Raw genomic sequence first — 26,289 nt, forward strand, 5'->3', positions numbered from 1 at the left:
TCGAGTTACTTACTTAATGACTACGATTTGCTTCCAACCCTGATGCGGATGTGAGACTAATCGTTTGAATATATTATCAAAAATAGAATCTTTGTAAATTGACCTGTTCAGTCGATAAAAATATTCATCTAAATATTTTTGGAGATGTTCCTTTTTGACGTGTGATTGAATCGTTCTTATTGCAGTTTTTACCTGATGAATAATAGTGTGCATTTCTTTGAAGTTTTTCCCAGGAACGCTTTTTTCTTGGACGATGTTATAGCTCTTTGCTATTATTTTGTAAGCTGTCCATTGGTCTGTTTTAATATTCGCATCTTTACTTATATGCTCGTCAAATAATGGTTTTATTGACTTTGCAGAATAATCATCAATAACATTTGCATAACCTCTTTTTATCTTTCCTTCATCTGTCAGCTCAACAGCACAAGCAACTTTTGCCTTTTTGCTATCGTAACTTCTACCTTGTTTTCCTGTTTCTTTTCCGCCAACTACAAATTCATCAACTTGTACATTTCCTGTCATTGGATACTGTTTTGAGGACTTCATCGCAAGTCTTACTTTTTGCATAAACAACCAAGAAGTCTTTTGAGTTATTCCATAGCGTTTTGCCGCTTGAGTTGAGGATATTGATTTGGTTGTACAAGTCATTTCAAAGGCAATACAAAATGCTTTTTGAATTCCAAATTTAACTCTATGAAAAAGAGTTCCTGCCGTTGCACTCTCTTTATATCTACATTTGGTACACTCTCTTTTATTGTGTTTTTCAAAATAAACATACTTCGTATTCTCGCAACGTTTACATCTATAGCCGTCTTTCCACTTCTCATTGGCTATAAATTCACGGCAACTTTGGTCGTCTGGGAATGTCTTTATGAACTCTAAAATATTCTCCCCCTGAAATATACTTTCCATATCCTTGTATTTACTATAAATATAAGTGTTTTTTAAGTAAGTAACTCTATTAATTTTTTTATGAATTTATTTGCTAAATATAAAATAAAGTCAGTTAAGGATATTCGAGATACAGGCCATAGTCTACAAATTCCTTTTTTTTTAAACCTATTAATTGTAATTAATAAAATGAGAATGACATTAAGTAAAATAAAACAGAAATTAATTTCAAAAATAAATATTATTGTGGATGATAAGTATAAGAAAATTTCATTTTCACAGAGCGGAGAAGATTTGATTGTTAAATATATTTTTGATTACATAGGCATTCAAAAGCCTTCTTACATAGATATAGGGGCTCATCATCCCTATCATATTAGTAATACCGCTTTATTCTATCAAAATGGTAGCAGAGGGGTAAATATTGAGCCGGATCCAACTCTTTTCTCGGAATTTTTAATACATAGAAAAGGGGATAAGAATCTAAATATAGGTGTTAGTGATTCCAATAGTGAATTGGATTTTTATATTATGTCTGCACCAACATTGAATACATTTTCAAAAGAAGAAGCTGAGAAATATACACACGAAGGAAATTATACAATAGAGAGAGTTGATAAAATAAATGTTAGAACATTATCAAATGTTTTGAACGATTTTTCAAACGGTGTTTTCCCTCAGTTTTTAAGTATAGATGCTGAAGGTGTTGATGAAATAATTATTAAAGAAATAGATTTCGATAAGAATTTCCCAATTGTAATATGCGTTGAAACAATTTCTTTTTCTACTAGCGGAAATGGAGTAAAAAATAAAGATTTAATAGAATATATAGTTTCGAAAGGATATATGTTATATGCAGATACAAATATTAATACCATATTTGTAAAAGAAAGTTTTTGGAAAAAATAAATAAAAATGGTAGTTATTAAACTTGAAGGTGGTCTTGGTAACCAAATGTTTCAATATGCTTTTGCAAGTATCCTAGCCAAAAAAAATAAGAGTTCAATTAAAATAGATAAAGATTTTTTTGATTTAACAAAAAAAACTCAAGGATTTACACCAAGGAATTTTGAACTCGATATTTTTGATAATTCTTATCTTATAGCATCACAATCGGATATCGGTTCATTAACTCAACTTTCTTTTTCAAATAAGATTAGGAGAAAACTAGGTATTTATGAGTCAAAAATATTTTATGAACCCACTTTCGATTTTCATCCAGATGCTTTGTCCATTAAAGCACCGGTTTACGTTAAAGGTTATTTTCAAAGTTATAAATATTTAATCGGGTATGAAGATTTAATTCGAGAAACTTTTGTATTTCCCATTGGTACTTTAAACAATACTAATAAAGAGTTACTTTTGCATTTAAAAACTAAAACTACAATCGCAATACACATAAGAAGAGGTGATTATATTACTAATAAATTAACGCAGCAATTTCATGGGAATTGCAGTTTAGAATATTATTTAGAAGCTATATCATTACTAACTTCGAGAAACAAAGATTTTACATTAATTTTCTTTTCCGATGATAATATTTGGGTCAAAGAAAAATTTGAAAATTTACCATATCCAAAAATATTCGTAGATCATAATAAAAACGAGAACAGTTGGAAAGACATGTGTTTGATGAGTTCCTGTACTCATAACATTATTGCCAATAGTTCATTCAGTTGGTGGGCTGCTTGGCTCAACGGTAATCCAAATAAAATAGTTATAGCTCCAAAGCTATGGTATGCAGAAGTAGAAAAAAACACTAATGATTTAATTCCTCCTCAATGGATACGTTTGTAAATATTGCGCCAGTAATTACGGTTTTGATGCCAGTATACAATTGCGAATTGTATATACAAGAAGCGGTATCTAGCATCTTGAATCAAAGTTTCACGCATTTTGAAGTTATGATACTGGATGATGCTTCAACGGATCAGACTGTTTCTATTATAAAAAAAATGAATGACCCTCGAATTAAATTAGTAGAAAAGCCATTTAACTCAGGTTACACAAATAGTTTAAATTACGGACTGCAACTCGCAAAAGGCAAATATATCGCACGAATGGACGGAGATGATATAAGTTTGCCTGAACGGTTTGCCAAACAAGTTGCTTATATGGAAGCCAATCCTGATGTTGTTTTATGTGGGACTTCATATAAAATAATAGGAATCAATAAACAGATCGTTATTCCTGAAAGCGATGATGCCATTAAGTTGACTATGCTTAAAACAAATTGTATTGCACATCCGTCAGTAATGATTAGAAAAAAAATAATCGAGGAGTTTTCAATTCTTTATGATGTTTCAAAAGAGCCTGCAGAAGATTATGATCTATGGGTCAAAATGTTGTCTTATGGAAAATTATATAATCTGCAAGATGTTTTATTGCATTATAGGATACATAATACTCAAGTTTCGAGAAAAAGAGCTGAAGATCAGGAAAAAAGCGCAATAAAAACAAGATTAGAATTATTAAACCATTTAGACATAAAAATTGAGCATTATGAGAGCGAATTTTTAAAAAAGAGTTTTAAAAAAAATGTAATATTAGATTTCAATGATTTAAAAATATTTAAACAATTACAAAAAAAATTAATTAAATCTAATATGACTTGTTTTTTTGAACCAATTGGTTTTAAGCAATATTTAATTGATTTGGAAGCAGGTGTTATAAGAAAATGTTTTTCGAAACAAAAGAGATACTCTCCTTTAATGTATTTTGAATATCTAAATGCTAAATATAAGTGGAATGCCAGATTGACAGCAAAACAAGAGGTAAGATTATTTATTAAGTCGATATTGTTTTGGAAAATATAAATTATTTATTTTAACAAAATCAAAAGCTAATTCGTGTTAGCATAATTGTAAATGAAACCAACAGTAAGCATCATCATGGCAACCTACAACAGAGCACATTTGATAGTAGAAGTTTTAGAGTCCATAATGAAACAATCTTTCAGAGACTGGGAATGTTTGATTATCGATGATGGTGGAACAGATAATACAAAAGAAGTAATAAATTTTATTCTAGAGAAGGATAATAGGTTTGATTTTTTCCAGCGAACAAACAAATATAAGAAAGGTTTGCCAGGATGCAGGAATTACGGGTTAGACTTAGCTAAAGGAGAAAGAATTATTTTTTTTGATGATGACGATATTGTTCATCCTGATAATTTAAAGAAAGGATTAGAGGTGTTAGAATACTATAATGTTGATTTCTGCCACTATCAAAAGTTAGTTTATGAAGGTCAAAAAACCATTTTTGAAAGTAAACCTATCACAGTAAAGCAATATCTTACTTTGAATGATCTTGAAAACGTTGTGACTCAAAAAATTGGATTGGCTTCGTGCACCGTATTATGGAAAAAAAAATGTTTTAAAAAAGTAAGATTTAATGAAAATCTTTTATATGCTGAGGAATGGGAATGTTACAGTAGATTAATTTCTGAAAAATTTAATGGAATTATAATAAATAATGTTTTATACTATAACAGAAAGCATGCTAACTCTAATACGGGAGCGTTTAATAAAAAAAATCCAGTTCTGAGAGCTTCATATGTTAATGCTCTTTTATTAATTGTAATCAATTTAAAAGAGAAAAAATTACTTACGAATAATTTAAAGCGTTATTTTATTTCTATTTCAATAGATTATAAAGAATTTAATTTATTTAAAGCTTTATTGAATACATTAGGACTGTCTAAATTTGAAAAATTCAGATGGCAATTTTTCTATACTACGTTTCCTTTTAGGTTAAAACTATATCAAATTAAGCTAATTATTAATAAAAGGTCTAATTCATGAAAATTCTTCTTTGTTTTGGTACCCGTCCTGAAGCCATAAAAATGGCTCCCCTTTTTCATGAGCTACAAAAAAATAATGTCGATGTACAAGTGTGCGTGACAGCGCAACATCGAGAAATGCTTGATCAGGTTTTGGACTTTTTTGCCATTGTTCCCGATTTTGATTTAGATTTGATGCAACAAAATCAAAAATTGAACGGATTAAGTGCCACTATTTTATCAAAGATGGATGGGGTATTTGCTGTTGCAAAACCTGATTTGGTATTGGTACACGGAGATACTACCACCTCATCTATGGTGGCGTTATCCGCCTTTCATAACGGAATAACTGTAGGACATATAGAAGCGGGTTTACGGACCTATAATAAAAAGGCGCCGTTTCCGGAGGAGGTGAACCGGCAGTTGACTAGCAGAATAGCAGATATACATTTTACCCCTACTGCGGCAGCAACTCAAAATTTATTGAATGAAGGCATCCTTCCGTCTGCTATCGTAGAAACCGGAAATACCGTTATTGATGCATTATTGTTGACCGTTGGAAAAATTGAAACAGAGCATTATCAGCATCCCGAAATTGAGCGATTGAAGCGTCTTATTCCAACCAAAAAAAAAATGGTTCTGGTTACAGGGCATCGCAGAGAAAATTTTGGAGCTGGTTTTGAGCATCTTTGTGATGCACTTTTATCAGTTTCAGAACGTGAGGATGTTACGATAGTTTATCCCGTACATTTGAATCCCAATGTGAAAGATATTGTATATGAGAAATTGTCCCATACCGAAAATATTTATTTGATTCCACCGGTTTCCTATCCTGTTTTTGTGTGGTTGATGCAACAATCCTTTTTGATTGTGACCGATTCTGGAGGCATTCAAGAAGAAGCTCCATCCTTAGGAAAACCTGTTTTGGTTACCCGAACGGTATCAGAAAGACCTGAGGGTGTTGCTGCGGGATTTTCTATTTTGCTAGGTACCAATCAGCAAAAAATCAGCACCACCATTTGTTCTTTTTTAGACGGATTCACGGGATTTGGATCTTCTGTTAATCCTTACGGTACGGGTGATGCTTCCCGAAAAATTGCCGATTATTTATTAAAACACTATTAAAATGAAAATCCTTGTTATAGTAGATTCCATTAATATTGAAGACAGCAGTGGTTCAAAAGCTAATGTGGCGCTCATCACTAATTTGGTAGTAGCGGGATTTGATGTTTTAGTATATCATTATACCCAAAAGTTCATTTCGTTGGAAGGAGTTTCCTGTTTTGCAATTCCTGAAATAAAATATAGTCCTCTGTATTTTTTAAGTCGGATACAACGGATTTTAAGTCGGAATTTCAAAGTCAATCCAGCTCCTTTTTTAGAGGAAATATTTGGGTTTTCATTTACCTTTTTTAATGATTGTAATAGTATTGTAAAGACATTACAAAAACAGACTTTTGCCCCTGATTTAGTATTGACATTAAGTAAGGGGACTAGTTTTAGACCACATTATGCACTTTTGAAAATGCAAGAATTGCATTCTAAATGGATTGCTTATGTACATGATCCTTATCCTATTCATTATTATCCTAAACCATATAGTTGGATTGAGACTAGTCATAAACAAAAAGAACAATTTTTTCTAGAAGTTTCTAAAAAGGCAAAATATTCGGCTTTTCCAAGTTTATTGCTGAAAGATTGGATGCAGACTTATTTTCCTAATTTTATCAAAACAGGGTTTGTAATTCCGCATCAAAATGCTAAGTATAAAATTAAAAATATAAAATTCCCTTCTTATTTTGATGTGTCTAAGTTTAACTTGTTGCATTCAGGAAATCTAATGGCTCAACGTTCCCCTAAAGGATTAATAGAAGGATACAAATTATTTTTATATAAAAATCCGGATGCATTAATGGATGCAAGACTACTTTTGTTGGGAAATGCATCTGACCATAATATGATGCTTGAAGAATATCAAAACAATTTGCAAATTTATATCTATAATGGTCATGTTCCTTTTGATGAGGTTTATTATTTACAGCATACTGTTTCGGTTAATATTATCTTGGAAGCTAAGTCAGAAATTAGTCCGTTTCTTCCTGCGAAGTTTCCACATTGCATAGCGGCCAACAGAAAGATACTTTCCTTGGCTCCTTATTATAGTGAAACTAGAAGGCTATTAGGTGATGATTATGAGTATTGGGCCGAGATTGATGATGTCGAAAAGATTGCATTGATAATTCAGAAACTATATCTTTTGTGGAAATTAAGTCCTGATCATTTATTGCTAAACAGACCGGATTTAGAGGAGTATCTTTCTGCAGGATATTTGGAGAAAGTGTTATCTCAATTAGCTGTTAATAAGAAATTATGATGACTGCTACTACAACTATAATTATTACGACTAAAAATCGGAAAGCCGAATTGGCTTTTACTTTACAAAAAATTCAGACACTTTTGCAGCGGGAGGATGTGAACTGTATTATTTGTGACGATGGATCAACAGATGGTACTATCCCTTTTTTACAACCTCAATATCCACATATTAAATTTATTCAAAACTTGAAAAGCGAAGGTTTAATATATAGCAGAAATCGACTTATGCAGTTAGTAACTACAGATTATGCCATTTCAATTGATGATGATTTACATTTCATTACTGAAAATCCGTTAGAGAGTATTTATGCTTTTTTTGATAAAAATCCTAAAGTTGGTGTTTTGAGTTTTAGGATTTTCTGGGGAATATCGCAACCTCAAGATGTATTTTCTCTAGAACAATCTCATAGAATGAAAAGCTTTGCGGGAGGTGCACATGTATTCCGAATGAGATCTTGGCATGAAATTCCAAACTATCCTGATTGGTTTATTTTCTATGGGGAAGAGGATTTTACTTCTTTTCAATTATTTAAAAAGAATATTGAAATTCATTATTTCCCTAAAGTTTTAGTTAATCATAGAGTAGATATAAAGTCTCGAAAAAATAATACTGATTATGCACTACGCTTACGTCGGGCTTTGCGGGCTGGCTGGTATTTATTTTTTTTATTTTACCCCCTGCAAATAATTCCTAGAAAAATCGGTTATAGTATATGGATGCAATTGAAATTAAAAGTCTTTAAGGGTGATTTTAAAGCATTTTATGCTTTGAGTTTGGCTTTGCTAGATTTAAGTTTTGCTATTCCAAAAATTTTGAAAAATGCTAATCGATTAACTTTAAAGGAGTATACTATATATCAAAAATTAAAGGATACAAAATTGTATTGGAAACCAGATAATAAATAAATTTTAGTATTTGTAGATTTAATTGGATTCAATTTGTCAAGAAATATAGGGAAGAGTTTAAGATTTAACCTATTTACATCAGCACACTAATTCTCCAGAGGTGAGTTAGGAAGTAGGATTTCGTGTTTTTGAGCTTCTTATATTTATTTTGATTATTTGGGTTAGCTTGGAAGGAGTAATAAGCCAATCCTAAAGTGGAGTTGCGTTAGTGGGATTTTGTTGGTTTGATTGTTTATAGAAAGTGAGATTTTGGGTTAAGCAGTTAGTGGTCCATTTTTTTTTAACTACGATACTTTTATTACGCAGTGTTTTTCAGTGCTGTTTATATTAGTTTATAGTCTTATTTTTTTTAAAAACCATACGAATTAAGCTTCTCCAAACCATAAAAAAAAACTATTTTTGTTTCAAGAAGTTAAAATCCTAAACTTCATTAAAATATGGTTTTAAAAAAATCTTTACCCTATCTTATAGCCGAGATTGGTCAAGCGCATGATGGCAGTTTGGGTATTTTATATTCCTATATCGATGCAATTGCCCAAATAGGAGTTGATGCTGTTAAATTTCAAATGCATATTGCTGAAGCAGAAAGTAGTGAGCATGAACCTTTCCGAGTACAGTTCTCATTGGAAGACAAAACCCGATATGATTATTGGAAAAGGATCAGTTTTACGTTGGAACAATGGAAAGACATCAAGCAATATTGTGATCGTGCAGGACTTGATTTTATTTGTTCTCCTTTTAGTAATTTAGCGGTCGATTGGTTAGAAGAAATTGGAGTTGATTGTTATAAAATCGGTTCAGGAGAGGTTAATAACTTCTTAATTTTAGAAAAAATTGCACAGACAGGGAAACCTTTAATTTTATCCTCCGGGATGAGTTCATATACAGAATTAGATCAAACGGTAACCTTTTTGAGCGGCCGAAATGTAGATTTTTCTATTTTGCAATGCACTACTGCCTATCCTACTAAGCCTGAATACTATGGATTGAATGTGATTCAAGAATTAAAAAACAGGTACAATGTTCCAGTTGGTTTTTCGGATCATTCCGCTAAAATGGAAACTTGTATTGCTGCAGCAACGTTGGGTGCCAGTATTTTGGAATTTCATGTTGTTTTTGACCGACAACTTTTTGGTCCTGATGCCAAAGCTTCTTTGACCATAAGCGAAGCTAAACAATTGGTTCCAGCTATTCAAAATATAGCAATCGCTTTAGCACATCCGATTGTTAAAAATAATAATGAAGCCTTTGTGACTTTGAAACAGATTTTTGAAAAATCATTAGCTATTAATAAAAAACTACCTAAAAGTCATATACTTACTTTCGATGATTTAGAAGCTAAGAAGCCAAAAAACTATGGGATTTCGGCCAGTTCATACCAAAGTGTTATTGGTAAGAAGCTTAAATCTAACAAAGAGCAGTGGGATTTTTTAAATGAAGACGATTTATTATGAGTGTCAAGCGAAAAATAGCCGTAGTAGTTACTGCGCGACCTTCTTACAGCCGTGTAAAAACAGTTTTGACCGCTATTCAGCATCATCCTAATTTAGAATTGCAATTGATAGTGGCTGCTTCAGCTTTACTAGATCGATATGGATCAGCTGTCAATTATATTGAGAAAGATGGTTTTACTATTGCAGCCAAAGTATTTAATGTTTTGGAAGGAGAGAATTTGACTGCCGCTGCCAAAACAACCGGCATTGGTATCTTGGAATTGTCTACTGTTTTTGACAATCTAAAACCAGATATCGTTGTGACAGTTGCAGATCGCTTTGAAACGATGGCCACTGCAATTGCGGCTTCGTATATGAATATACCTTTAGCCCACATTCAAGGAGGTGAGGTAACCGGTAATATTGATGAAAAGGTGCGTCATGCTATAACTAAATTGGCGGATTATCATTTTGTCGCATCTGAAAATGCTAAAGAAAGAGTTATCAAATTAGGGGAAGATCCAGAGATAGTTTTTAACACTGGATGTCCATCTATCGATTTAGCCGATGAGGTTCTGGATAGTGAAGTCCTTCCTTTTGATCCGTATGAAAAATATGGAGGTGTAGGTGCTCAACCGGATTTATTGAATGGTTATTTGGTGGTGATGCAACATCCTGTAACTACTGAATATCAAGATTCCCGAAAACATATTGAAGCTACACTTGAAGCAGTTTATAAATTGAATAAACCTACTTTATGGTTCTGGCCGAATGTAGATGCAGGAGCTGATGGCACTTCTAGCGGAATTCGCGCTTTTAGAGAGCAGCATCAATTACCCAATGTGCATTTCTTTAAAAATATGGAAGGAAAAGATTTTTTACAGTTGTTGAGGCACAGTTCTTGTTTAATTGGAAATTCAAGCGTAGGTATTCGAGAATGTGCTTTTTTAGGGGTTCCTGTTGTTAATATTGGTACCCGTCAAAATAAGAGAGAAAGGGGAGGTAATAGTATTGATGTTTTGTATTCGCAAGAATGTATTGAATCGGCTATTTTAGAATCCATAGAAAAAGGCAAATCAGTTTCATCCGCTATTTATGGCAATGGGAAAGCGGGAGTACAAATAGCTGACTTATTACAAAAACTGCCTTTACAGTTTCATAAGACAATCATGTACTAAGATGCGAATTTTAGCTATAATTCCTGCTCGAGGAGGTTCTAAAGGAGTTCCGTTTAAAAATATTAAAATATTGAACGGAAAACCTCTACTTGCTTACACTTCTGAAATTGCACTGCAATCAACATATTTGACTGATGTAATTTTGTCGAGTGATGATTTTCAAATTATAGAAGTAGCTAAACAGTTGGGAATTCAAGTCCCATTTATAAGGCCGGAGGAATTAGCTCAAGATACAACACCGACTATAGATGTTATTATCCATGCTTTAGAATGGTATGACAAACAAGATATCTCTTTTGATGCTGTGTGTGTACTTCAAGTGACAAGTCCTTTCAGAACTGTTGCACTTTTAGATGATGCTATTCAAAAATTCATTGCAAGCAATTGTGATTCTCTAGTTTCTGTTCAAAAAGTACCTCATGAATACAATCCCCATTGGACTTTTGAAGTTAATTCAAAGGGGAACTTAAAAATTACCACAGGCGAAGAAAAAATCATAGGTCGCAGGCAAGAACTTCCAATAGCTTATCACAGAGATGGAAGTATTTATATTACTAAAACTGAAGTGCTTTTGCATGAGCATTCTTTGTATGGAAAAAAAATTACATTTATTGAATTCCCTCCTGAGTTTTATATTAATATAGATACCCTACAAGATTGGGAAAAAGCAGAGAAAATGATACAAGCACTTTAAAAGTATGTGTGGGATAGCAGGAATAATTGGAGTTTTCGAACCTCGTCAGTTGGATGCCATGCTGTTGAGTCAGCACCATCGTGGACCTGATGCCACAGGTAACTATATTGATAAAAATTTTGCTGCCTTAGGACATAATCGATTGGCTATTATTGATTTGTCTGCAACATCCAATCAGCCTTTTTTGGATCCTGATGGTCGGTATGTTCTGGTTTTTAATGGTGAAATCTATAATTATATAGAGCTTAAGGCTGAATTGAAAGAACATTATGCTTTTAAAACGGAATCCGATACCGAAGTTTTACTAGCGGCATTTATAATCTATGGAAAGCAATGTCTGCAAAAATTGAACGGTATGTTTTCTTTTGCGATTTGGGATAATCAAGATAAAAAGCTATTTGCAGCCAGAGACCGCTTTGGGGTCAAACCTTTTTTTTACAGTAAAGAAAAGGATTCTTTTTATTTTTCATCCGAAATAAAAGCAATTCACGCTGCAGGAATTTCAAAAATTCCAAATGAGAAAGTATGGGCTTCTTATTTTGTTTATGGCTCTTATGGTAATCCCGATGAAACTTTTTGGGATGAGATACAGCAACTACCCGGAGGTCATTTTTTAGAGTTTCAAAACCAGGAATTAACCCTGAAAAAATGGTATTCTTTTGAATCAGCAATAGACAAACAACCTAAAAATTTAACCTATGAACAGGCTAAGGATCATTATTTAATACTTTTGAAAGATAGTATTAAATTACGATTTCGAGCAGACGTTACAGTTGGTTTCAATATTAGTGGGGGGTTAGATAGTTCTATTTTACTGGCTCTAGTTAATAATATTAATAATAATGTAAGTGCTTACACTTTTTATACGGACAATCCAGAGTATGACGAGTTACCATGGGTGGAAATGATGATTGCCAAAACTCAAAATCCTCTAACGAAAGTATTGCTAAAAGCAGAAACAGTTCCTGATTTTGCACAAAAAATGGAACGGCAACAGGATGAGCCTTATGGCGGAATTCCAACATTGGCTTACGCTAAATTATTTGAGCAAGCCAGAAAAGATAATGTATTAGTATTGCTCGATGGACAGGGTATGGACGAGCAATGGGCAGGTTATGATTATTATACTCAAGAAAATGATTCCACCATTCAAGGGGTTTCAGATTCGCCATTCAAAAGGGATATGCTTTCGAATTATTTACAGGAGAAAGCTGTTAAACCGCACTATGCCAAACCCTTTTTAGATGCAGTTTTAAATAAACAATACCGAGATTTAGTTTATACTAAAATCCCACGTGCTTTAAGATTTAATGATCGAATTTCGATGATGTACTCCACAGAGTTACGAGAACCTTTTTTAGATTATAGATTGGTAGAATTTGCTTTTTCATTGCCATTGTCTTTTAAAATAAAAAACGGTGTGACTAAATTTATGTTGCGGGAAATAGCTGCGGAATATTTGGCGAATGATTTGGCTTTTGCTCCCAAGAGAGCTTTGCAGACTCCACAACGGGAATGGCTGGCAGAAGATTTGAAAGAATGGGTGAGTCAATGTTTTATGTCTCTTGAAAATTCAAAATATTCAAAATGGTTTGATCTTGAAGAATTGCAAAAAGAACTAGAACACTATTTTGAAGGAAATATGAAATCCAGTTTTCATATTTGGCAGTGTATTAGTTTGTTTGAAATGATAATTGGAATAAAATATGAGCCACTAATTCGTTATCAATAATTAATAAACGAAATTTGTTGATTAAATATATAAGAATAATTTAATGAAAAAACTAGGTATAGTCATCACAGATGGTGTTGGATTTCGGAATTTTGTTATGAGTGATTTCTTAACCGAAGCCAGACTCCAATTTGATACTATTATTATCTATTCGGGCTTGCCTATTAGTGCATATTCTGCTGTTTTGCCATCGGGGGTTACTATAAAGGAATTGGATGTTTTTGTAGAGGGGAAATGGACCTGGTTCTTTAGAAAATGGAAAGAGCTAGCGCATTTACAGCAATTTAAGTCTTTTTATGGAATGAAAGACAACTTGCATTCTGGGTATCCCAAAACCAACTCTGCCCGATCGCTTTTAGTCAAAAGCATTTATTTGTTTACCCAAGCCGTTCATTCTTCGGCCAGTATTTTGTTTGCGGAAAAGCTACAGTTTTTGTCTTTTTCTAAACATAAGATTACCAAAAATTATCTTCAATTGCTCAAAGAAGACCAACCGACTCATGTTTTTTTTACCCATCAAAGACCACCATATTTAGCTCCATTTTTATATGCGGCGCTTAAATCTAAAATACCTGTCAGCAGTTTTATTTTCAGTTGGGATAATTTAGCCTCGAAAGGAAGGATGTTAGGGACTTTTGATTATTTTTTGGTTTGGAGTGATTTAATGAAAAAGGAGTTGTTGTATTTCTATCCTAATGTAAAAGAGGAACTGGTAAGGGTTGTTGGGACCCCTCAATTTGAACCCTATGTTATGGAAAAATACAAAACCGAAAAGCAGGATTTTTATACTAAGTTTGCATTACAGGACAAGCAAAAAATAATATGTTTCAGTTGTGCTGATGCCAGCATTGGAGCCAATGACCCCGTTATAATTCGTACTATTGCCGATGCCCTACGTGAAAATAAAATGGGATTCCCTTGTCAGTTTTTAGTGCGTACTTCGCCAGCAGAAGGTCCGGAGCGATTTGCAATGATAAAAAAAGATTTTCCCGAGATTATCTGGAATAGCCCCAAATGGATTCTCACGCGGGAGAATCATGCGGAAAGCTGGTCGCAACGCATTCCTAGTGAAGAGGATATTAAAGATTTACGTTCTTTATTGGAATATGTTGATTTGAATATTAATATGTGTTCTACGATGAGTTTGGATTTTATGTTATTCGATAAACCAGTAATTAATACTGTTTTTGGGAACCCTGAAAATGGGTTGTATGATGACCAACGGTTTTTAGGATATGATCATTTCAAAAAAGTAGTCGACAGCCAATCCGTGACCATCGCCAAAAATCAAATAGAACTAATTGATCAAATACGGGAGGCTTTAGCCCATCCTAATGCAAGAACCAAAGAAAGAAAATCCTTGATTGAATTGCAAATAAGTGAGGATTTAGTAGGAACCAGTAAGCGTATTGCCGCTACTTTATCAAAATGGGATGATAGAACCTAAGAGAATAGCTGTGCTTTGTAATTATGAACTTTTACCCGAACGAGTAGGCGGTATGGACTATTTCTTTTGGAAGTTTGATAGCGAATGTAAAGCAAATGGTATTGAGGTGCATTGGTTTTTTCCGAATCAATCTGATCATGGAGCATACGATGCTTTAACTATTTTTGACAGTAGGTACGAATCGGTAGAAAATTATTTTCTTAATTTCTGCAAAACCAAAAAAAATAAATATACGCATATCATTACCCACTTTATCGAATTATGTACTCCTTTTTTTTATAAAATAAAGCAGTTCAGCACCGCTAAAATAATTACCATAGACCACAATCCAAGACCACTTTCTGGCTATCCATTAAAAAAGAGAATCGAGAAAAGAATTAAAGGGATTTTGTTTTCTAGATATATTGAGGTTTTTGTAGGCGTTTCTGATTATACTAAATCGGAAATTATACGTGACTTTGGTTCTGTTGTAAAGAAGAAGACGCTCACGATTTATAATGGGGTTGTATTTGAGGATATTTTACAACGAATGGATAGAAATACAGTACATCCCACCTTTTTGACTGCATCTCATTTACGCGAATCCAAAGGGATTCAGGATTTAATTGCTGCTGTTGCACTGCTCCCTGCCGAAATAAAGAAGGCGGTCAAAATTGATCTGTACGGGGACGGTCCCTATAAAAGTATTTTAATTCAAAAGATGAAACAGTATAATGTGGTTTCTTGTTTTAATTTTATGGGTAGCAGTCCTAACCTGAAAGCCTTGTTTTCGAATTATGATTATATGCTGCAACCCACCCACATGGAGTGTTTCAGTTTGTCGATATTAGAAAGTTTAGCAGCTAATGTACCAGTAATAACCACTAATGTTGGGGGGAATGAAGAGGTAATTGTTTCTGGTAAAAATGGATATATTTATAAGGCAAAAGATATTTTTGCTCTAAAAGATATACTTGAAGCCTTGTATTTGGGCCATAAAAAAATTGAAACAAATACGAAAACGCTTATTGAAGAATGTTTTTCACTGACTGCAATGGTTGATCATCATTTGGCATTGGTATTACCGAATAAATCTTAATTTTACACCGTCAAATCTGTTTCAATACTTATGTTTTTTAATTCATTTTCCTTTGCCATTTTTTTGCCTATTGTATTTGTGTTGTATTGGTTTGTCTTTCATAGAACCAAAAGCACTCAAAATGCAGTGCTCATTATTGCAAGCTATTATTTTTATTCCTGTTGGGATTGGCGTTTTTTGTTCTTGCTTGTTTTCTCTACTTTTTTAGATTATTACACTGGTATTCAAATTGAAAAGGCTAAGACAGCAGTCGGACGGAAATTTTGGTTCTGGTTGAGTATTAGTGTTAATCTAGGTTTCTTAGGAATTTTTAAATACTATAATTTTTTTGCAGATTCTTTTTCTCAATTATTGAATGGTTTTGGACTGCAAACAAGTCCGTTGTTACTATATGTCATTCTTCCGGTGGGTATTTCTTTTTATACGTTTCACGGGTTATCATACGTCATCGATATTTATTTAAGAAGAATTAAGGCAGAATACAACTTTGTCGATTACTCTTTGTTTGTGAGTTATTTTCCATTGCTCGTTGCGGGTCCCATAGAAAGGGCGACCCATTTATTGCCACAGGTAAAAGTGAAGCGCAGTTTTGACTATCAAAAAGCCAAGGAAGGAATCTTTCAGTTTGTCTGGGGATTGGTCAAGAAAGTGGTCATTGCCGATACTTGTTCGACTTATGCCAATGCGATTTTTGACAATTATGAATCGATGAACTCTTTGTCACTCCTTCTTGGAGCGATTTATTTTGCTTTTCAAATTTATGGAGATTTCTCCGGCTATTCAGATATGGCCTTGGGAATGTCCAAACTCTTTGGGATTGATTTGCTACGCAACTTTAATTACCCCTATTTCTCTCGTGATATTGCCGAGTTTTGGCGTCGGTGGCATATTTCCTTGTCGTCTTGGTTTCGAGATTATTTATATATTCCGTTGGGAGGTAGCAGTGGTGGTACGGCTATGAAAGTTCGCAATACGTTTATCATATTTCTAGTGAGTGGTTTTTGGCATGGCGCCAATTGGACTTTTATTGCCTGGGGTTTTATTAACGCTTTATATTTTTTACCGTTATTGCTTTTGAAACGGAATCGTTCCAATATGGAAACAGTATCCTTGTATTGGGATTTGAACTCCGTTAAAGTTTTTTTTAGTATGATAAGTACCTTTGCATTGACCTGCTTGGCCTGGATTTTCTTCCGGGTAAAATCGATAACAGAAGCTTTTGAATATATTGGTCGTATTTTTACCAATAAGGTTTTTGAATCACAGTATTTGGAAAACGAGCGTTATAATTATGAAATCATTTGTTTGATACTGGCTTTTATTATTGTGGAATGGAACAGCCGGACACAAGTAGAACCTATTTCCGGGAAATACAGTTATTTGAAATTAACGTTATGCCTTGCTGCGATTGTAGCACTGGGAACCTATTCCGATTACAAAGAATTTATTTATTTTCAGTTTTAGGGATTGGATTTTCGTATTACCCTGACCGTAAAGCGAGCGAAAATTTAGAACGCTCTTGAAAAATAGGTCGTACTCTTTCTTTTCCCCACCTTTTAGGGATGGGGCAGGAAAAAGGAAGTTGAAGTGATTGATTTTCGTTTTGCCCTGAGCCTAAACGGAACGAATATTTAGAACGCTCTTGAAAAATAGGATTTACTCTTTCTTTTCCCCACCCTTTCGGGATGGGGCAGGAAAAAGTAGTTGAAGTGATTGATTTTCGTTTTACCCCGACCCTAAAGGGAGCGAAAATCTAGAATGTTCTTGAATAGTAGGAAATACTCTTTCTTTTTACCATCCTTTAGGGATGGGGCAGGAAAAGAAGTTGAGGTGATTGATTTTCGTTTTACCCTGACCGTAAAGGGAATGAAAATTTAGTACGCTCTTGAAAAATAGGATGTACTTTTTCTTTTCCCCACCCTTTCGGGATGGGGAAGGAAAAAAGAGTTGAAGTGATTGATTTTCGTTTTACCCCGACCCTAAAGGGAGCGAAAATCTAGAACGCTCTTGAAAAATAGGATTTACTCTTTCTTTCTTCCGTGCTGTAGGGATGGGGCAGGAAAAAGAAGTTGAAGTGGTTAATTTCCGTTTTGCCCTGAGCCTAAACGGAACGAATATTTAGAGCGCTCTTGAATAATAGTAAATACTCTTTCTTTTCCCCACCCTTTAGGGATGGGGCAGGAAAAAGGAAGTTGAAGTGATTGATTTTCGTTTTGCCCTGAGCCTAAACGGAACGAATATTTAGAACGCTCTTGAAAAATAGGATTTACTCTTTCTTTTTCCCAACCTTTCGGGATGGGGCAGGAAAAAGGAGTTGAAGTGATTGATTTTCGTTTTACCCCGACCCTAAAGGGAGCGAAAATCTAGAACGCTCTTGAAAAATAGGATTTACTCTTTCTTTCTTCCGTGCTGTAGGGATGGGGCAGGAAAAAGAAGTTGAAGTGGTTAATTTCCGTTTTGCCCTGAGCCTAAACGGAACGAATATTTAGAGCGCTCTTGAAAAATAGGAAGTACTCTTTCTTTTTTCCACCCTTTAGGGACGGGGCAGGAAAAAGGAAGATAACGGGACGAGTTTTAAAAATAATAAGTTTGTTTTGTATTGACACTATATTATTGTTTTATGGATAAAAAATCAGTTCAGTCAGATAATATGTGGAAAGGTGCATCTCCACAGATTTTTTCAAACGCTAAAAAATTAAGAGCAAATTTAACTGAAGCTGAAGAGCAGTTGTGGTTAGCATTGAAAAATAATCAAATTGATGGCTATAAATTCAGGAGGCAGCATCCGCTAAGTATTTATATTGCTGATTTTTATTGTCATGCCCTAAAGTTGGTAATTGAGCTTGATGGAGGATATCATCTGACTGAAGAACAGCAGCTATTAGATGAAGAAAGAACGAAGAATATCGAGTTTCAAGGATTGAAAGTAATTCGATTCACAAATGAGGAAGTACTAGTGCAGCTGCCTAAAGTTCTTGATGTAATAAGAGGTTTTATTAGGAAGTGATTGATTTTCGTTTTGCCCTGACTGTAAAGGAAGCGAAAATTTAGAACGCTCTTGAAAAATAGGACGTACTCTTGCTTTTCCACCCTTTAGGTATGGGGCAGGGAAAAGAAGTTGAAGTGATTAATTTCCGTTTTACGCCAATAATAAATTGAACGAAAATTTAAAATATTTTATTAGGGCTAAGTGATGCATAATAGTTTGAAAAATTTATAATTATAAAACAGAATAAAACAACAATGAAGCAGTTTTTAATTTTTACGGTCAAAACTCTCGTACTACTATTTTTACTATTGGTAGTATTGGATTTTTTGTATACATCTGTTTACTTACAGTCTTCGAATAGAGGGAAAATTGATTATGTTTACAACTCAGTAGCGCACGATTACGATGTGGTTGTTTTAGGTTCTTCCAGAGCCAATAATCATTTTGTAGCTCCTATGTTTGCCGAAAAAGGGTTAAAAACCTTTAATTTCGGTATGAGCGGTGGTCATTTATTTGAAGCTTCATTGCTCTTAAAACTTATGGTGGAACGAAAGTATACGATAAAGAATGTGATATTGGAGACCGATTTGAACTTGTCGAATGAGAAGCGAGATGATGGTGTTTCTTCCCGTTTTCTTCCCTTTGTTCATCATTCTAAAACTATTCGCGATCATTTTTCTAAAGAGCAAGATTTTAATGAGTTGTACTATGTGCCTTTTTATAGGTATGTTGCTTTTGATTCTAAGATTGGTTTTAGGGAGATGTTTTTTAATGCCATTCATAAAAAGACAAACCATTTACTGAATATGGGTTATTATCCATTAAGTGAAGAAAAGGGGAACATGAAAAATAACATTAGCAATTTAAAACCGTTGCGCAATAAATATTATGAAGAAATCAAACAACTTTGCAGGGATAATAGGATCAATTTAATTGCAGTAATGACGCCGATGTGCAGTAATACCAAAGGATTGAATTATTTTGAAAAAGTGAAACAGCTTTATCCTGAAATTCATAATTATGAAAAAGCAGTAGAGGGAGATCAGTATTTTTCTTCCTGCGGGCATCTTAATGATGCGGGAGCGCGAAAGTTTACCAGTATAATTATCAAAGATTTTTTTTCTAAATAACCATGAAAATAGCTTTTTTAACGCCGGAATATCCTCATCCAAAAACAGGAAGTTCAGGAGGAATAGGTACCAGTATCAAAAATCTGGCGATGGGACTTTTGGCAGAAGGGTGTTCTGTTCGTGTTTTAGTATATGCCCAAAAAGAAGAGAGTGTTTTTTATGATAACGGTATTTGTATTCAACAAATTAGAAATGTAAAATTTAAGGGTTTGTCGTGGTATTTAACCCGAAAAAAACTGGAGAATATTATTAATACTTTAGACAGGGATAAAGAAATTGATTTGATAGAAGCGCCAGATTGGACGGGAATTACGTCCTTTATATCCCCTAAAAAATGCCCGGTTGTGATACGATTAAATGGCTCAGACACTTATTTTTGTCATTTGGATAATCGTCCCGTAAAATGGGTAAATCGATTTCATGAAAAAAGAGCTTTGAATAATGCTGATGGGTTGCTTTCTGTGAGTCAGTTTACCGCTGATTCCACAAATGAGGTATTTGGTTTAAAGAAGAAATTTACTATTATTCCGAATTGTATTGATATGAATGTCTTTAGTAATGGCAATAGCAGTAAGAGTACCAATAGCAATGGCAATAGCAATGACAATAGCAATAAGGACCGTGGCCATAACAATGATAATACCATACTGTATTTTGGGAGTTTAATTCGGAAGAAAGGATTGTTGGAACTGCCACTTATTTTTAATGCGGTGGTCGCTAAAAAGCCAGAGGCGAAATTAATTTTGGTAGGAAAAGATGTTCCAGATATTATTTCGGGTCATTCTTCTACCTGGCAGATGATGCAAGGCCTATTTTCTCCAGCTGCATTACTGAATGTAACTTATTTAGGTGCTGTGCCGTATGATGAAATAAAAAATCAAATTAACACAGCGACGGTTTGTGTATTTCCTACTTTTGCGGAAGCCTTACCTGTTTCCTGGATTGAAGCAATGGCATTGGAGCAACCTATAATAGCCTCGAATATTGGATGGGCACCTGAAGTTATTGATGATGGTGTCAATGGGTTTTTAGTACATCCAAAAGATCATTTGCACTATGCCGCTACAATTATTCATTTGATGGAAAATGGTGACTTGCAAAAAGAATTTGGATTAGCGGCAAAAAAGAAAGTTAGCGAAAAATTTAGCATCCAAAAAGTGGCACAGCAGAGTTTAGTTTTTTATCAATCTTTAATACACTAACCTTTGATTGTAGTATATCATTTGGGGAATAAAATTACTGATATAGTAAGCAAGGATAATCAAAAAATTAAATTTGATTGTACAGGTACAATTTCGGAGGGCTTGATTCAGTTAGCAGCTGGGTTTCCTGATGAAATAATAGTATGGTGTCATTCCAATTATAAAGAGCATCTTGCTCTTGAAAAGATTAGTACACTTTTTCATCATAATAAAATGATGCTTTCGTTTAGACCGAAATCAAATAATTTTTTTGATCATTCTATCGGATATATAGAGGAATCTTTATTTATTAACGTTAATAAAAAGGTATCCTATCCTACTTGGCAGATGAGTAGTTATGTTGGGGTTATTCATGCGTCGGTTTTGAATGCAATTAGTGATAAAATAGTTTGTGAGCTCGATTTAGATTATTATCTGCATTCACTGGCTAAATTATGTCTACCGTTAGGTTTGTTGTGCTATTCTGAACCACAGCTTTTGAAGTCGGCAGAAATAATTGATTCACTTGTTAAAGCACCCAGTTTTACACTTTTTCGTTTTGTAAAGCAACATTATAAAACGAGATGGGTGTTTTTGTTAGCGTTGAATTTACTTTTATATGAACGTAAAATTTTGTTGTATCCTTTTATTTCTGCATTTTTTTATAAAAGAAGATTTAATAATAAAATAAATATAGATGATATAGTCGTTCAATCATCAAGGGCAATTATAGATAAAGGAACTATAGATGTTATAATTCCGACAATTGGCAGAAAAGCCTATTTGTATGATGTGTTAAAAGATTTTTCAAAGCAAAGTCTTTTACCTCAGAGAATTATTATTGTGGAACAAAATCCAGAACCATTTAGTAAAAGTGAATTGGATTATTTAGCAACTGACAAGTGGCCATTTGAAATACAACATGTATTTACGCATCAGGCAGGAGCTTGTAATGCCAGAAATTTGGCTTTGACTCAAACTAGAAGTGAATGGGTTTTTTTAGCGGATGATGATATCAGAATTAGTGGAGATTTTTTAGAAAAAAGTTTTAAGCATATTAAAAAATTTGGAGAAAAAGCAGTTTCATTCTGTTGTTTGCAGAAAAACGAAAAGCCCACCTTTAATAATGTTTTTCAATGGGTAAGTTTCGGTTCTGGTTGTAGTATTGTTGCCAATGACATTTTAAAAGACTGCAGTTTTAATCTAGGTTATGAATATGGTTATGGGGAAGATAGCGATTTTGGGATGCAATTGAGAAATCAAGGAAACGATGTGTTATTTTTGCCCGAACCTTCAATATTGCATTTAAAAGCGCCAGTTGGGGGATTTAGAACGAAACCAATATTGAAGTGGCAAGATGAAGTCATTCAGCCAAAACCTTCGCCTACAGTGATGTTGTATTTGATGATGCATAACACTAAACAACAAATTTTAGGGTACAAAACCATTTTGTTTTTTAAGTTTTACAAACATCAAAAGATTAAAAATCCTTTTCAATATTTCGTAGTTTTTAATAAGCAATGGAAACAAAGTATTTTTTGGGCTAATCAATTAAAAATAGATTCATGAAATTTTCATTAATTATCTGCACATACCTGCGTGCTGAGCCTCTAGTACTGCTATTAAACTCTGTAAAAGAGCAAACAAAGTATCCAGATGAAATTCTAGTGATCGATGGCTCGACGAATCAGAACACGGAGTTAATTTTAAGTGATAATCAATTTGATCATTTAAATTATTACTCCGTTCCACCACAACATCGCGGTTTAACAAAACAGAGGAATTTTGGATTAGATCAAGTGGCTTCCAGCAGTGACATTGTTGCTTTTTTGGATGATGATACTAAATTGTCTCCCACTTATTTTGAGGAATTGATCAATACCTTCGCTGCTGATGAAACTATTTCGGGTGTTGGCGGTGTTGCGGTTAATGAGAATCGGTGGAGCATAACAGTACCCGATAAAGAATACGATGCAAATCGTTATTTTCAGTTTGAGGGATTTGTTTATAAAGAAGGACAGCGCAATGTAGTGCGTAATTATTTGGGATTGAATTCCAATGTTGGTCCAGGAAGAATACCGGAGTACTCCCATGGTAAAACCTGCGGATTTCCTCTGACAGGGCGCATTTATGAAGTAGACTTGTTAGTTGGTATGTCATTCGCTTTTCGAAAAAGAGTTTTTGATTCCTTACGGTTTTCCACTTATTTTGAAGGGTATGGCTTGTATGAAGATGCGGATTTTAGTATTCGTGCTTTACAGTTTGGCAAAAATGTCATCAATACAAAAGTACAGCTGAATCACTATCATCATCCATCCGGAAGACCCAATTCCTATAAATACGGCAAAATGGTTGTGCGAAATGGTTGGTATGTTTGGAGGACTAAAAATCCTAAGCCAACCTTTATACATCAACTAAAATGGCATACTATTACTTTGCTTTTGACCGGTATTCGGTTTAGTAATACGTTAACCAGTAGTAGTAAAAAAGAAGCTTTGACCGAAGCAATAGGCAGGACAGTGGGGTGGTGGAGTTTGTGGTTTAAAAGGCCGTATTGAATCATATAAAAATCGTGAAATAATTGTAGAGATAAATATTTATATTTAAATAATATTATGGAATATAAAGAATGTAAAATTTGTAAAGGTGAAATAAAGCTTATAAACAAAAAGTTTAATCTAGCACAATGTTATAATTGCAAGCTGATCTTCTGTTTAAAGATTTACTCTCAAGATCAGTTTATTGCAGTTTATGATAAGTTGTATAATAAAGAGAATGCGATTTACCGAAAGCATGCTGTAGTAGAGTACACTATGCTTTTAGAAAATAAAGAAATTAAAGTTGGTTATCATCGGTCAAGACTTTTAAAAAAACATGTTTTAAATGAGAAATGTAAATCTGTTCTTGAAATAGGGAGTGGTATCGGTTTAATTGGCTCTTACATTCGCAAGAAGAATGAAAAAATTAAATATTTGGGTATTGAAATCGATAAAGAAGCGTATCAAAAATCTCAATTTTTAAAACTTAATACTATTAATGCTGATTTTACTGCTATTGAAACTATAGAACAATCTTTTGACGTAATTATGCTATGGGAGGTACTAGAGCATTTGCAGGATTTAAAATTATTTCTTGAGTTGGCTTATAAAAAATTAAATAAAAACGGTAAACTTATTCTTTCTACTCCAAATTATAATAAAATTTATAATTATCCAAAAAGAGACGCAGACGCCATATTTCAAGATCAACCACCAGTTCATTTAAATTTTTTCACCAAAGAAAATATCAGCTCTATTTTTGAAATTAATCATTTTGTTGAATGTAAAGCTACGGTAAAGATATTTCCTTATCTTGACATAAAAAGCAAAAAATTTTATATAGATTTTTTTAAATCTTTATGTAATAGATACAATGGCTCTACAATTTATTTAGAAGCAACAAAAGTATAATAGGCATTAATTAATGAAAACAATTGTCATTACCCATAATTATAGTGAGGTTTCTTTTGCTGCAATGAGTTATCATTTGGCAAACTACCTAGCCGAGTTGGGACATCAGGTTGTTTTTATTTCCCATCATCCCTATTTCCCAGAAAAGAAGATTATCGCAAAAGGTGTCGGTGAAATTGTTGTTTGTTCTTGGCCAACTACGAAAAGGCCAACTTCATTAAAAGATTTTTTATGGTATTGTAAAATACATTTAAAATACAAACCGGATGTGATAATAGGTCATTTTGTTGGAAGTAATATTACTATTTTAGGTTCAAAAGTGTTGTCCCTCGGAAAAACAAAAACTTTTGATTATTATCATACCTTGACGGATCAACTTTTGACAGATTTGAAAAAAGTCACGTTGAAGCAAAGACTACTATTTTTTAGAAAAAAAGTTTTTTACAGTTTGTTCTGTGATGTAGTTATATGTCCGTCTGAATTGGCCAAAAAGGATTTGGCCTTGTTTCATGGCATCCGTAAAGGTACTGTAGTCTTGAATCCCATGGTGGATCGATTTGAAAATAAAAAAAACTTCCCAAAAAATATCATTATTATATCGTATTTAGGCAGACTAGATGCATCAAAGGGAGTGATTGATTTAATAGAAGCATATAAAGAATACAAGATGAAGGTTACGAATTCAAAAGTTATTTTGAGAATTGCCGGAACCGGAAGTCAAGCAGCAAAAATCAAAGAATTGGTTGACAATAGTTTGGGTATAGAATATTTTGGTGGATTGACATACAATTGTATTGATGATTATTTAAACGAGAGCCATTTTACCGTAATTCCATCAAAATTTGATAACTTACCTACTGTTGGTTTGGAATCAATAATGAACCAGACCCCTCTGTTAATTTCGAATACCACAGGATTGGCGGATTACCTAACAGATGGGAAAGAATGCTTTAAATTTGATTCTAATATTGCATCGATGGTTGCATTATTTGGTAGAGTTGAAAGTAATTTCGATCTTCAGGAGCAAATGAGCCGAAATGCAAGAATAACATATTTAGATAAATCGAGTTACTTACTTAATGACTACGATTTGCTTCCAACCCTGATGCGGATGTGAGACTAATCGTTTGAATATATTATCAAAAATAGAATCTTTGTAAATTGACCTGTTCAGTCGATAAAAATATTCATCTAAATATTTTTGGAGATGTTCCTTTTTGACGTGTGATTGAATCGTTCTTATTGCAGTTTTTACCTGATGAATAATAGTGTGCATTTCTTTGAAGTTTTTCCCAGGAACGCTTTTTTCTTGGACGATGTTATAGCTCTTTGCTATTATTTTGTAAGCTGTCCATTGGTCTGTTTTAATATTCGCATCTTTACTTATATGCTCGTCAAATAATGGTTTTATTGACTTTGCAGAATAATCATCAATAACATTTGCATAACCTCTTTTTATCTTTCCTTCATCTGTCAGCTCAACAGCACAAGCAACTTTTGCCTTTTTGCTATCGTAACTTCTACCTTGTTTTCCTGTTTCTTTTCCGCCAACTACAAATTCATCAACTTGTACATTTCCTGTCATTGGATACTGTTTTGAGGACTTCATCGCAAGTCTTACTTTTTGCATAAACAACCAAGAAGTCTTTTGAGTTATTCCATAGCGTTTTGCCGCTTGAGTTGAGGATATTGATTTGGTTGTACAAGTCATTTCAAAGGCAATACAAAATGCTTTTTGAATTCCAAATTTAACTCTATGAAAAAGAGTTCCTGCCGTTGCACTCTCTTTATATCTACATTTGGTACACTCTCTTTTATTGTGTTTTTCAAAATAAACATACTTCGTATTCTCGCAACGTTTACATCTATAGCCGTCTTTCCACTTCTCATTGGCTATAAATTCACGGCAACTTTGGTCGTCTGGGAATGTCTTTATGAACTCTAAAATATTCTCCCCCTGAAATATACTTTCCATATCCTTGTATTTACTATAAATATAAGTGTTTTTTAAGTAAGTAACTCTA

General features: G+C 33.6%; 23 protein-coding genes. 21 read left to right on the plus strand and 2 right to left on the minus strand.

Translation table 11 applies throughout. The features are described from left to right. Positions 1-9 precede the first annotated feature (9 nt). On the minus strand, positions 10-912 hold the full coding sequence (locus FJV36_RS01340; RefSeq protein WP_158728025.1) for an IS1595 family transposase: 903 nt from the start codon (positions 910-912) through the stop codon (positions 10-12). A gap of 60 nt (positions 913-972) precedes the next feature. On the opposite strand from FJV36_RS01340, the gene FJV36_RS01345 reads away from it, so the two are divergent. From FJV36_RS01345 to FJV36_RS01445, 21 genes are all read left to right on the plus strand, one after another. Further along, a complete protein-coding gene (locus tag FJV36_RS01345) occupies positions 973-1,800 on the plus strand; it encodes an FkbM family methyltransferase (protein WP_199251026.1) in 828 nt (275 codons plus the stop codon). Between the two features lie 6 nt (positions 1,801-1,806). Then, complete coding sequence (locus FJV36_RS01350) at positions 1,807-2,688, plus strand: alpha-1,2-fucosyltransferase (RefSeq protein WP_158727919.1); 882 nt, start codon at positions 1,807-1,809, stop codon at positions 2,686-2,688. Continuing rightward, entirely contained in the window at positions 2,673-3,707 is a 1,035-nt protein-coding gene (locus tag FJV36_RS01355) for a glycosyltransferase (protein WP_158727920.1), read from the plus strand. Before FJV36_RS01350 ends, FJV36_RS01355 begins: the two co-directional genes overlap by 16 nt. A gap of 51 nt (positions 3,708-3,758) precedes the next feature. After that, on the plus strand, positions 3,759-4,694 hold the full coding sequence (locus FJV36_RS01360) for a glycosyltransferase family 2 protein (RefSeq protein WP_158727921.1): 936 nt from the start codon (positions 3,759-3,761) through the stop codon (positions 4,692-4,694). Next, positions 4,691-5,797 (plus strand): non-hydrolyzing UDP-N-acetylglucosamine 2-epimerase, encoded by a 1,107-nt coding sequence (gene wecB, locus FJV36_RS01365; RefSeq protein WP_158727922.1) that lies wholly within the window; start codon positions 4,691-4,693, stop codon positions 5,795-5,797. The genes FJV36_RS01360 and wecB overlap by 4 nt, the downstream gene beginning before the upstream one ends. A gap of 1 nt (position 5,798) precedes the next feature. Next, the gene (locus tag FJV36_RS01370; RefSeq protein WP_158727923.1) at positions 5,799-7,046 is read left to right on the plus strand and encodes a UDP-glycosyltransferase; all 1,248 of its coding nucleotides are present in this window, start codon (positions 5,799-5,801) and stop codon (positions 7,044-7,046) included. Beyond that, positions 7,043-7,954: a glycosyltransferase gene (locus FJV36_RS01375; RefSeq protein ID WP_233264526.1), complete on the plus strand. Its 912-nt coding sequence runs from the start codon at positions 7,043-7,045 to the stop codon at positions 7,952-7,954. The genes FJV36_RS01370 and FJV36_RS01375 overlap by 4 nt, the downstream gene beginning before the upstream one ends. A gap of 437 nt (positions 7,955-8,391) precedes the next feature. Beyond that, complete coding sequence (locus FJV36_RS01380; protein WP_158727924.1) at positions 8,392-9,408, plus strand: N-acetylneuraminate synthase family protein; 1,017 nt, start codon at positions 8,392-8,394, stop codon at positions 9,406-9,408. Continuing rightward, positions 9,405-10,565 (plus strand): UDP-N-acetylglucosamine 2-epimerase, encoded by a 1,161-nt coding sequence (neuC, locus tag FJV36_RS01385; RefSeq protein ID WP_158727925.1) that lies wholly within the window; start codon positions 9,405-9,407, stop codon positions 10,563-10,565. The genes FJV36_RS01380 and neuC overlap by 4 nt, the downstream gene beginning before the upstream one ends. 1 nt (position 10,566) lies before the next feature. Further along, positions 10,567-11,259: a cytidylyltransferase domain-containing protein gene (locus FJV36_RS01390; RefSeq protein ID WP_158727926.1), complete on the plus strand. Its 693-nt coding sequence runs from the start codon at positions 10,567-10,569 to the stop codon at positions 11,257-11,259. Positions 11,260-11,263: 4 nt separating this feature from the next. Next, positions 11,264-12,991, plus strand: a complete 1,728-nt coding sequence (gene asnB / locus FJV36_RS01395) for an asparagine synthase (glutamine-hydrolyzing) (RefSeq protein ID WP_158727927.1) — start codon at positions 11,264-11,266, stop codon at positions 12,989-12,991. Between the two features lie 43 nt (positions 12,992-13,034). Then, entirely contained in the window at positions 13,035-14,438 is a 1,404-nt protein-coding gene (locus tag FJV36_RS01400) for a hypothetical protein (protein ID WP_158727928.1), read from the plus strand. Continuing rightward, positions 14,425-15,516, plus strand: a complete 1,092-nt coding sequence (locus FJV36_RS01405) for a glycosyltransferase family 4 protein (RefSeq protein ID WP_233264527.1) — start codon at positions 14,425-14,427, stop codon at positions 15,514-15,516. The genes FJV36_RS01400 and FJV36_RS01405 overlap by 14 nt, the downstream gene beginning before the upstream one ends. A 30-nt stretch (positions 15,517-15,546) precedes the next feature. Continuing rightward, positions 15,547-16,980 (plus strand): MBOAT family protein, encoded by a 1,434-nt coding sequence (locus FJV36_RS01410; protein WP_158727929.1) that lies wholly within the window; start codon positions 15,547-15,549, stop codon positions 16,978-16,980. 1,156 nt (positions 16,981-18,136) lie between these two features. Beyond that, positions 18,137-18,523 carry an endonuclease domain-containing protein gene (locus FJV36_RS01415; protein ID WP_233264528.1) on the plus strand — a complete coding sequence of 129 codons (387 nt, stop codon included), beginning with the start codon at positions 18,137-18,139 and terminating at the stop codon, positions 18,521-18,523. A 236-nt stretch (positions 18,524-18,759) separates the two neighbouring features. After that, positions 18,760-19,635, plus strand: coding sequence for a hypothetical protein (locus tag FJV36_RS01420; protein ID WP_158727930.1), 876 nt, complete (start codon positions 18,760-18,762; stop codon positions 19,633-19,635). Between the two features lie 2 nt (positions 19,636-19,637). Continuing rightward, positions 19,638-20,837 carry a glycosyltransferase family 4 protein gene (locus FJV36_RS01425; RefSeq protein WP_158727931.1) on the plus strand — a complete coding sequence of 400 codons (1,200 nt, stop codon included), beginning with the start codon at positions 19,638-19,640 and terminating at the stop codon, positions 20,835-20,837. Positions 20,838-20,858: 21 nt separating this feature from the next. Then, positions 20,859-22,385: a glycosyltransferase family 2 protein gene (locus FJV36_RS01430; protein ID WP_233264529.1), complete on the plus strand. Its 1,527-nt coding sequence runs from the start codon at positions 20,859-20,861 to the stop codon at positions 22,383-22,385. Beyond that, on the plus strand, positions 22,382-23,374 hold the full coding sequence (locus FJV36_RS01435; protein ID WP_158727933.1) for a glycosyltransferase family 2 protein: 993 nt from the start codon (positions 22,382-22,384) through the stop codon (positions 23,372-23,374). The genes FJV36_RS01430 and FJV36_RS01435 overlap by 4 nt, the downstream gene beginning before the upstream one ends. Positions 23,375-23,431: 57 nt before the next feature. Next, a complete protein-coding gene (locus tag FJV36_RS01440) occupies positions 23,432-24,265 on the plus strand; it encodes a bifunctional 2-polyprenyl-6-hydroxyphenol methylase/3-demethylubiquinol 3-O-methyltransferase UbiG (RefSeq protein ID WP_158727934.1) in 834 nt (277 codons plus the stop codon). A 13-nt stretch (positions 24,266-24,278) separates the two neighbouring features. After that, the gene (locus FJV36_RS01445) at positions 24,279-25,382 is read left to right on the plus strand and encodes a glycosyltransferase family 4 protein (RefSeq protein ID WP_158980771.1); all 1,104 of its coding nucleotides are present in this window, start codon (positions 24,279-24,281) and stop codon (positions 25,380-25,382) included. On the opposite strand, the gene FJV36_RS01450 is transcribed toward FJV36_RS01445, so the two are convergent. Next, the gene (locus tag FJV36_RS01450; protein ID WP_158728025.1) at positions 25,338-26,240 is read right to left on the minus strand and encodes an IS1595 family transposase; all 903 of its coding nucleotides are present in this window, start codon (positions 26,238-26,240) and stop codon (positions 25,338-25,340) included. The two genes, FJV36_RS01445 and FJV36_RS01450, sit on opposite strands and share 45 nt — an antisense overlap. Positions 26,241-26,289 lie beyond the last annotated feature (49 nt).

It is taken from the genome of Flavobacterium sp. I-STPP5a, assembly GCF_009764685.1.
Lineage (GTDB): Bacteria > Bacteroidota > Bacteroidia > Flavobacteriales > Flavobacteriaceae > Flavobacterium.

Coding starts and splice junctions, on each gene's coding strand:
- FJV36_RS01410 (WP_158727929.1), top strand. CDS start 15,547: ATGTTTTTTAATTCATTTTCCTTTGCCATTTTTTTGCCTATTGTATTT.
- FJV36_RS01435 (WP_158727933.1), top strand. CDS start 22,382: ATGAAATTTTCATTAATTATCTGCACATACCTGCGTGCTGAGCCTCTA.
- FJV36_RS01350 (WP_158727919.1), top strand. CDS start 1,807: ATGGTAGTTATTAAACTTGAAGGTGGTCTTGGTAACCAAATGTTTCAA.
- FJV36_RS01425 (WP_158727931.1), top strand. CDS start 19,638: ATGAAAATAGCTTTTTTAACGCCGGAATATCCTCATCCAAAAACAGGA.
- FJV36_RS01390 (WP_158727926.1), top strand. CDS start 10,567: ATGCGAATTTTAGCTATAATTCCTGCTCGAGGAGGTTCTAAAGGAGTT.
- wecB (WP_158727922.1), top strand. CDS start 4,691: ATGAAAATTCTTCTTTGTTTTGGTACCCGTCCTGAAGCCATAAAAATG.
- FJV36_RS01370 (WP_158727923.1), top strand. CDS start 5,799: ATGAAAATCCTTGTTATAGTAGATTCCATTAATATTGAAGACAGCAGT.
- FJV36_RS01380 (WP_158727924.1), top strand. CDS start 8,392: ATGGTTTTAAAAAAATCTTTACCCTATCTTATAGCCGAGATTGGTCAA.
- FJV36_RS01405 (WP_233264527.1), top strand. CDS start 14,425: ATGATAGAACCTAAGAGAATAGCTGTGCTTTGTAATTATGAACTTTTA.
- FJV36_RS01420 (WP_158727930.1), top strand. CDS start 18,760: ATGAAGCAGTTTTTAATTTTTACGGTCAAAACTCTCGTACTACTATTT.
- FJV36_RS01450 (WP_158728025.1), bottom strand. CDS start 26,240: ATGGAAAGTATATTTCAGGGGGAGAATATTTTAGAGTTCATAAAGACA.
- FJV36_RS01375 (WP_233264526.1), top strand. CDS start 7,043: ATGATGACTGCTACTACAACTATAATTATTACGACTAAAAATCGGAAA.
- FJV36_RS01415 (WP_233264528.1), top strand. CDS start 18,137: ATGGATAAAAAATCAGTTCAGTCAGATAATATGTGGAAAGGTGCATCT.
- FJV36_RS01340 (WP_158728025.1), bottom strand. CDS start 912: ATGGAAAGTATATTTCAGGGGGAGAATATTTTAGAGTTCATAAAGACA.
- asnB (WP_158727927.1), top strand. CDS start 11,264: ATGTGTGGGATAGCAGGAATAATTGGAGTTTTCGAACCTCGTCAGTTG.
- FJV36_RS01400 (WP_158727928.1), top strand. CDS start 13,035: ATGAAAAAACTAGGTATAGTCATCACAGATGGTGTTGGATTTCGGAAT.
- FJV36_RS01345 (WP_199251026.1), top strand. CDS start 973: ATGAATTTATTTGCTAAATATAAAATAAAGTCAGTTAAGGATATTCGA.
- FJV36_RS01440 (WP_158727934.1), top strand. CDS start 23,432: ATGGAATATAAAGAATGTAAAATTTGTAAAGGTGAAATAAAGCTTATA.
- FJV36_RS01355 (WP_158727920.1), top strand. CDS start 2,673: ATGGATACGTTTGTAAATATTGCGCCAGTAATTACGGTTTTGATGCCA.
- neuC (WP_158727925.1), top strand. CDS start 9,405: ATGAGTGTCAAGCGAAAAATAGCCGTAGTAGTTACTGCGCGACCTTCT.
- FJV36_RS01360 (WP_158727921.1), top strand. CDS start 3,759: ATGAAACCAACAGTAAGCATCATCATGGCAACCTACAACAGAGCACAT.
- FJV36_RS01445 (WP_158980771.1), top strand. CDS start 24,279: ATGAAAACAATTGTCATTACCCATAATTATAGTGAGGTTTCTTTTGCT.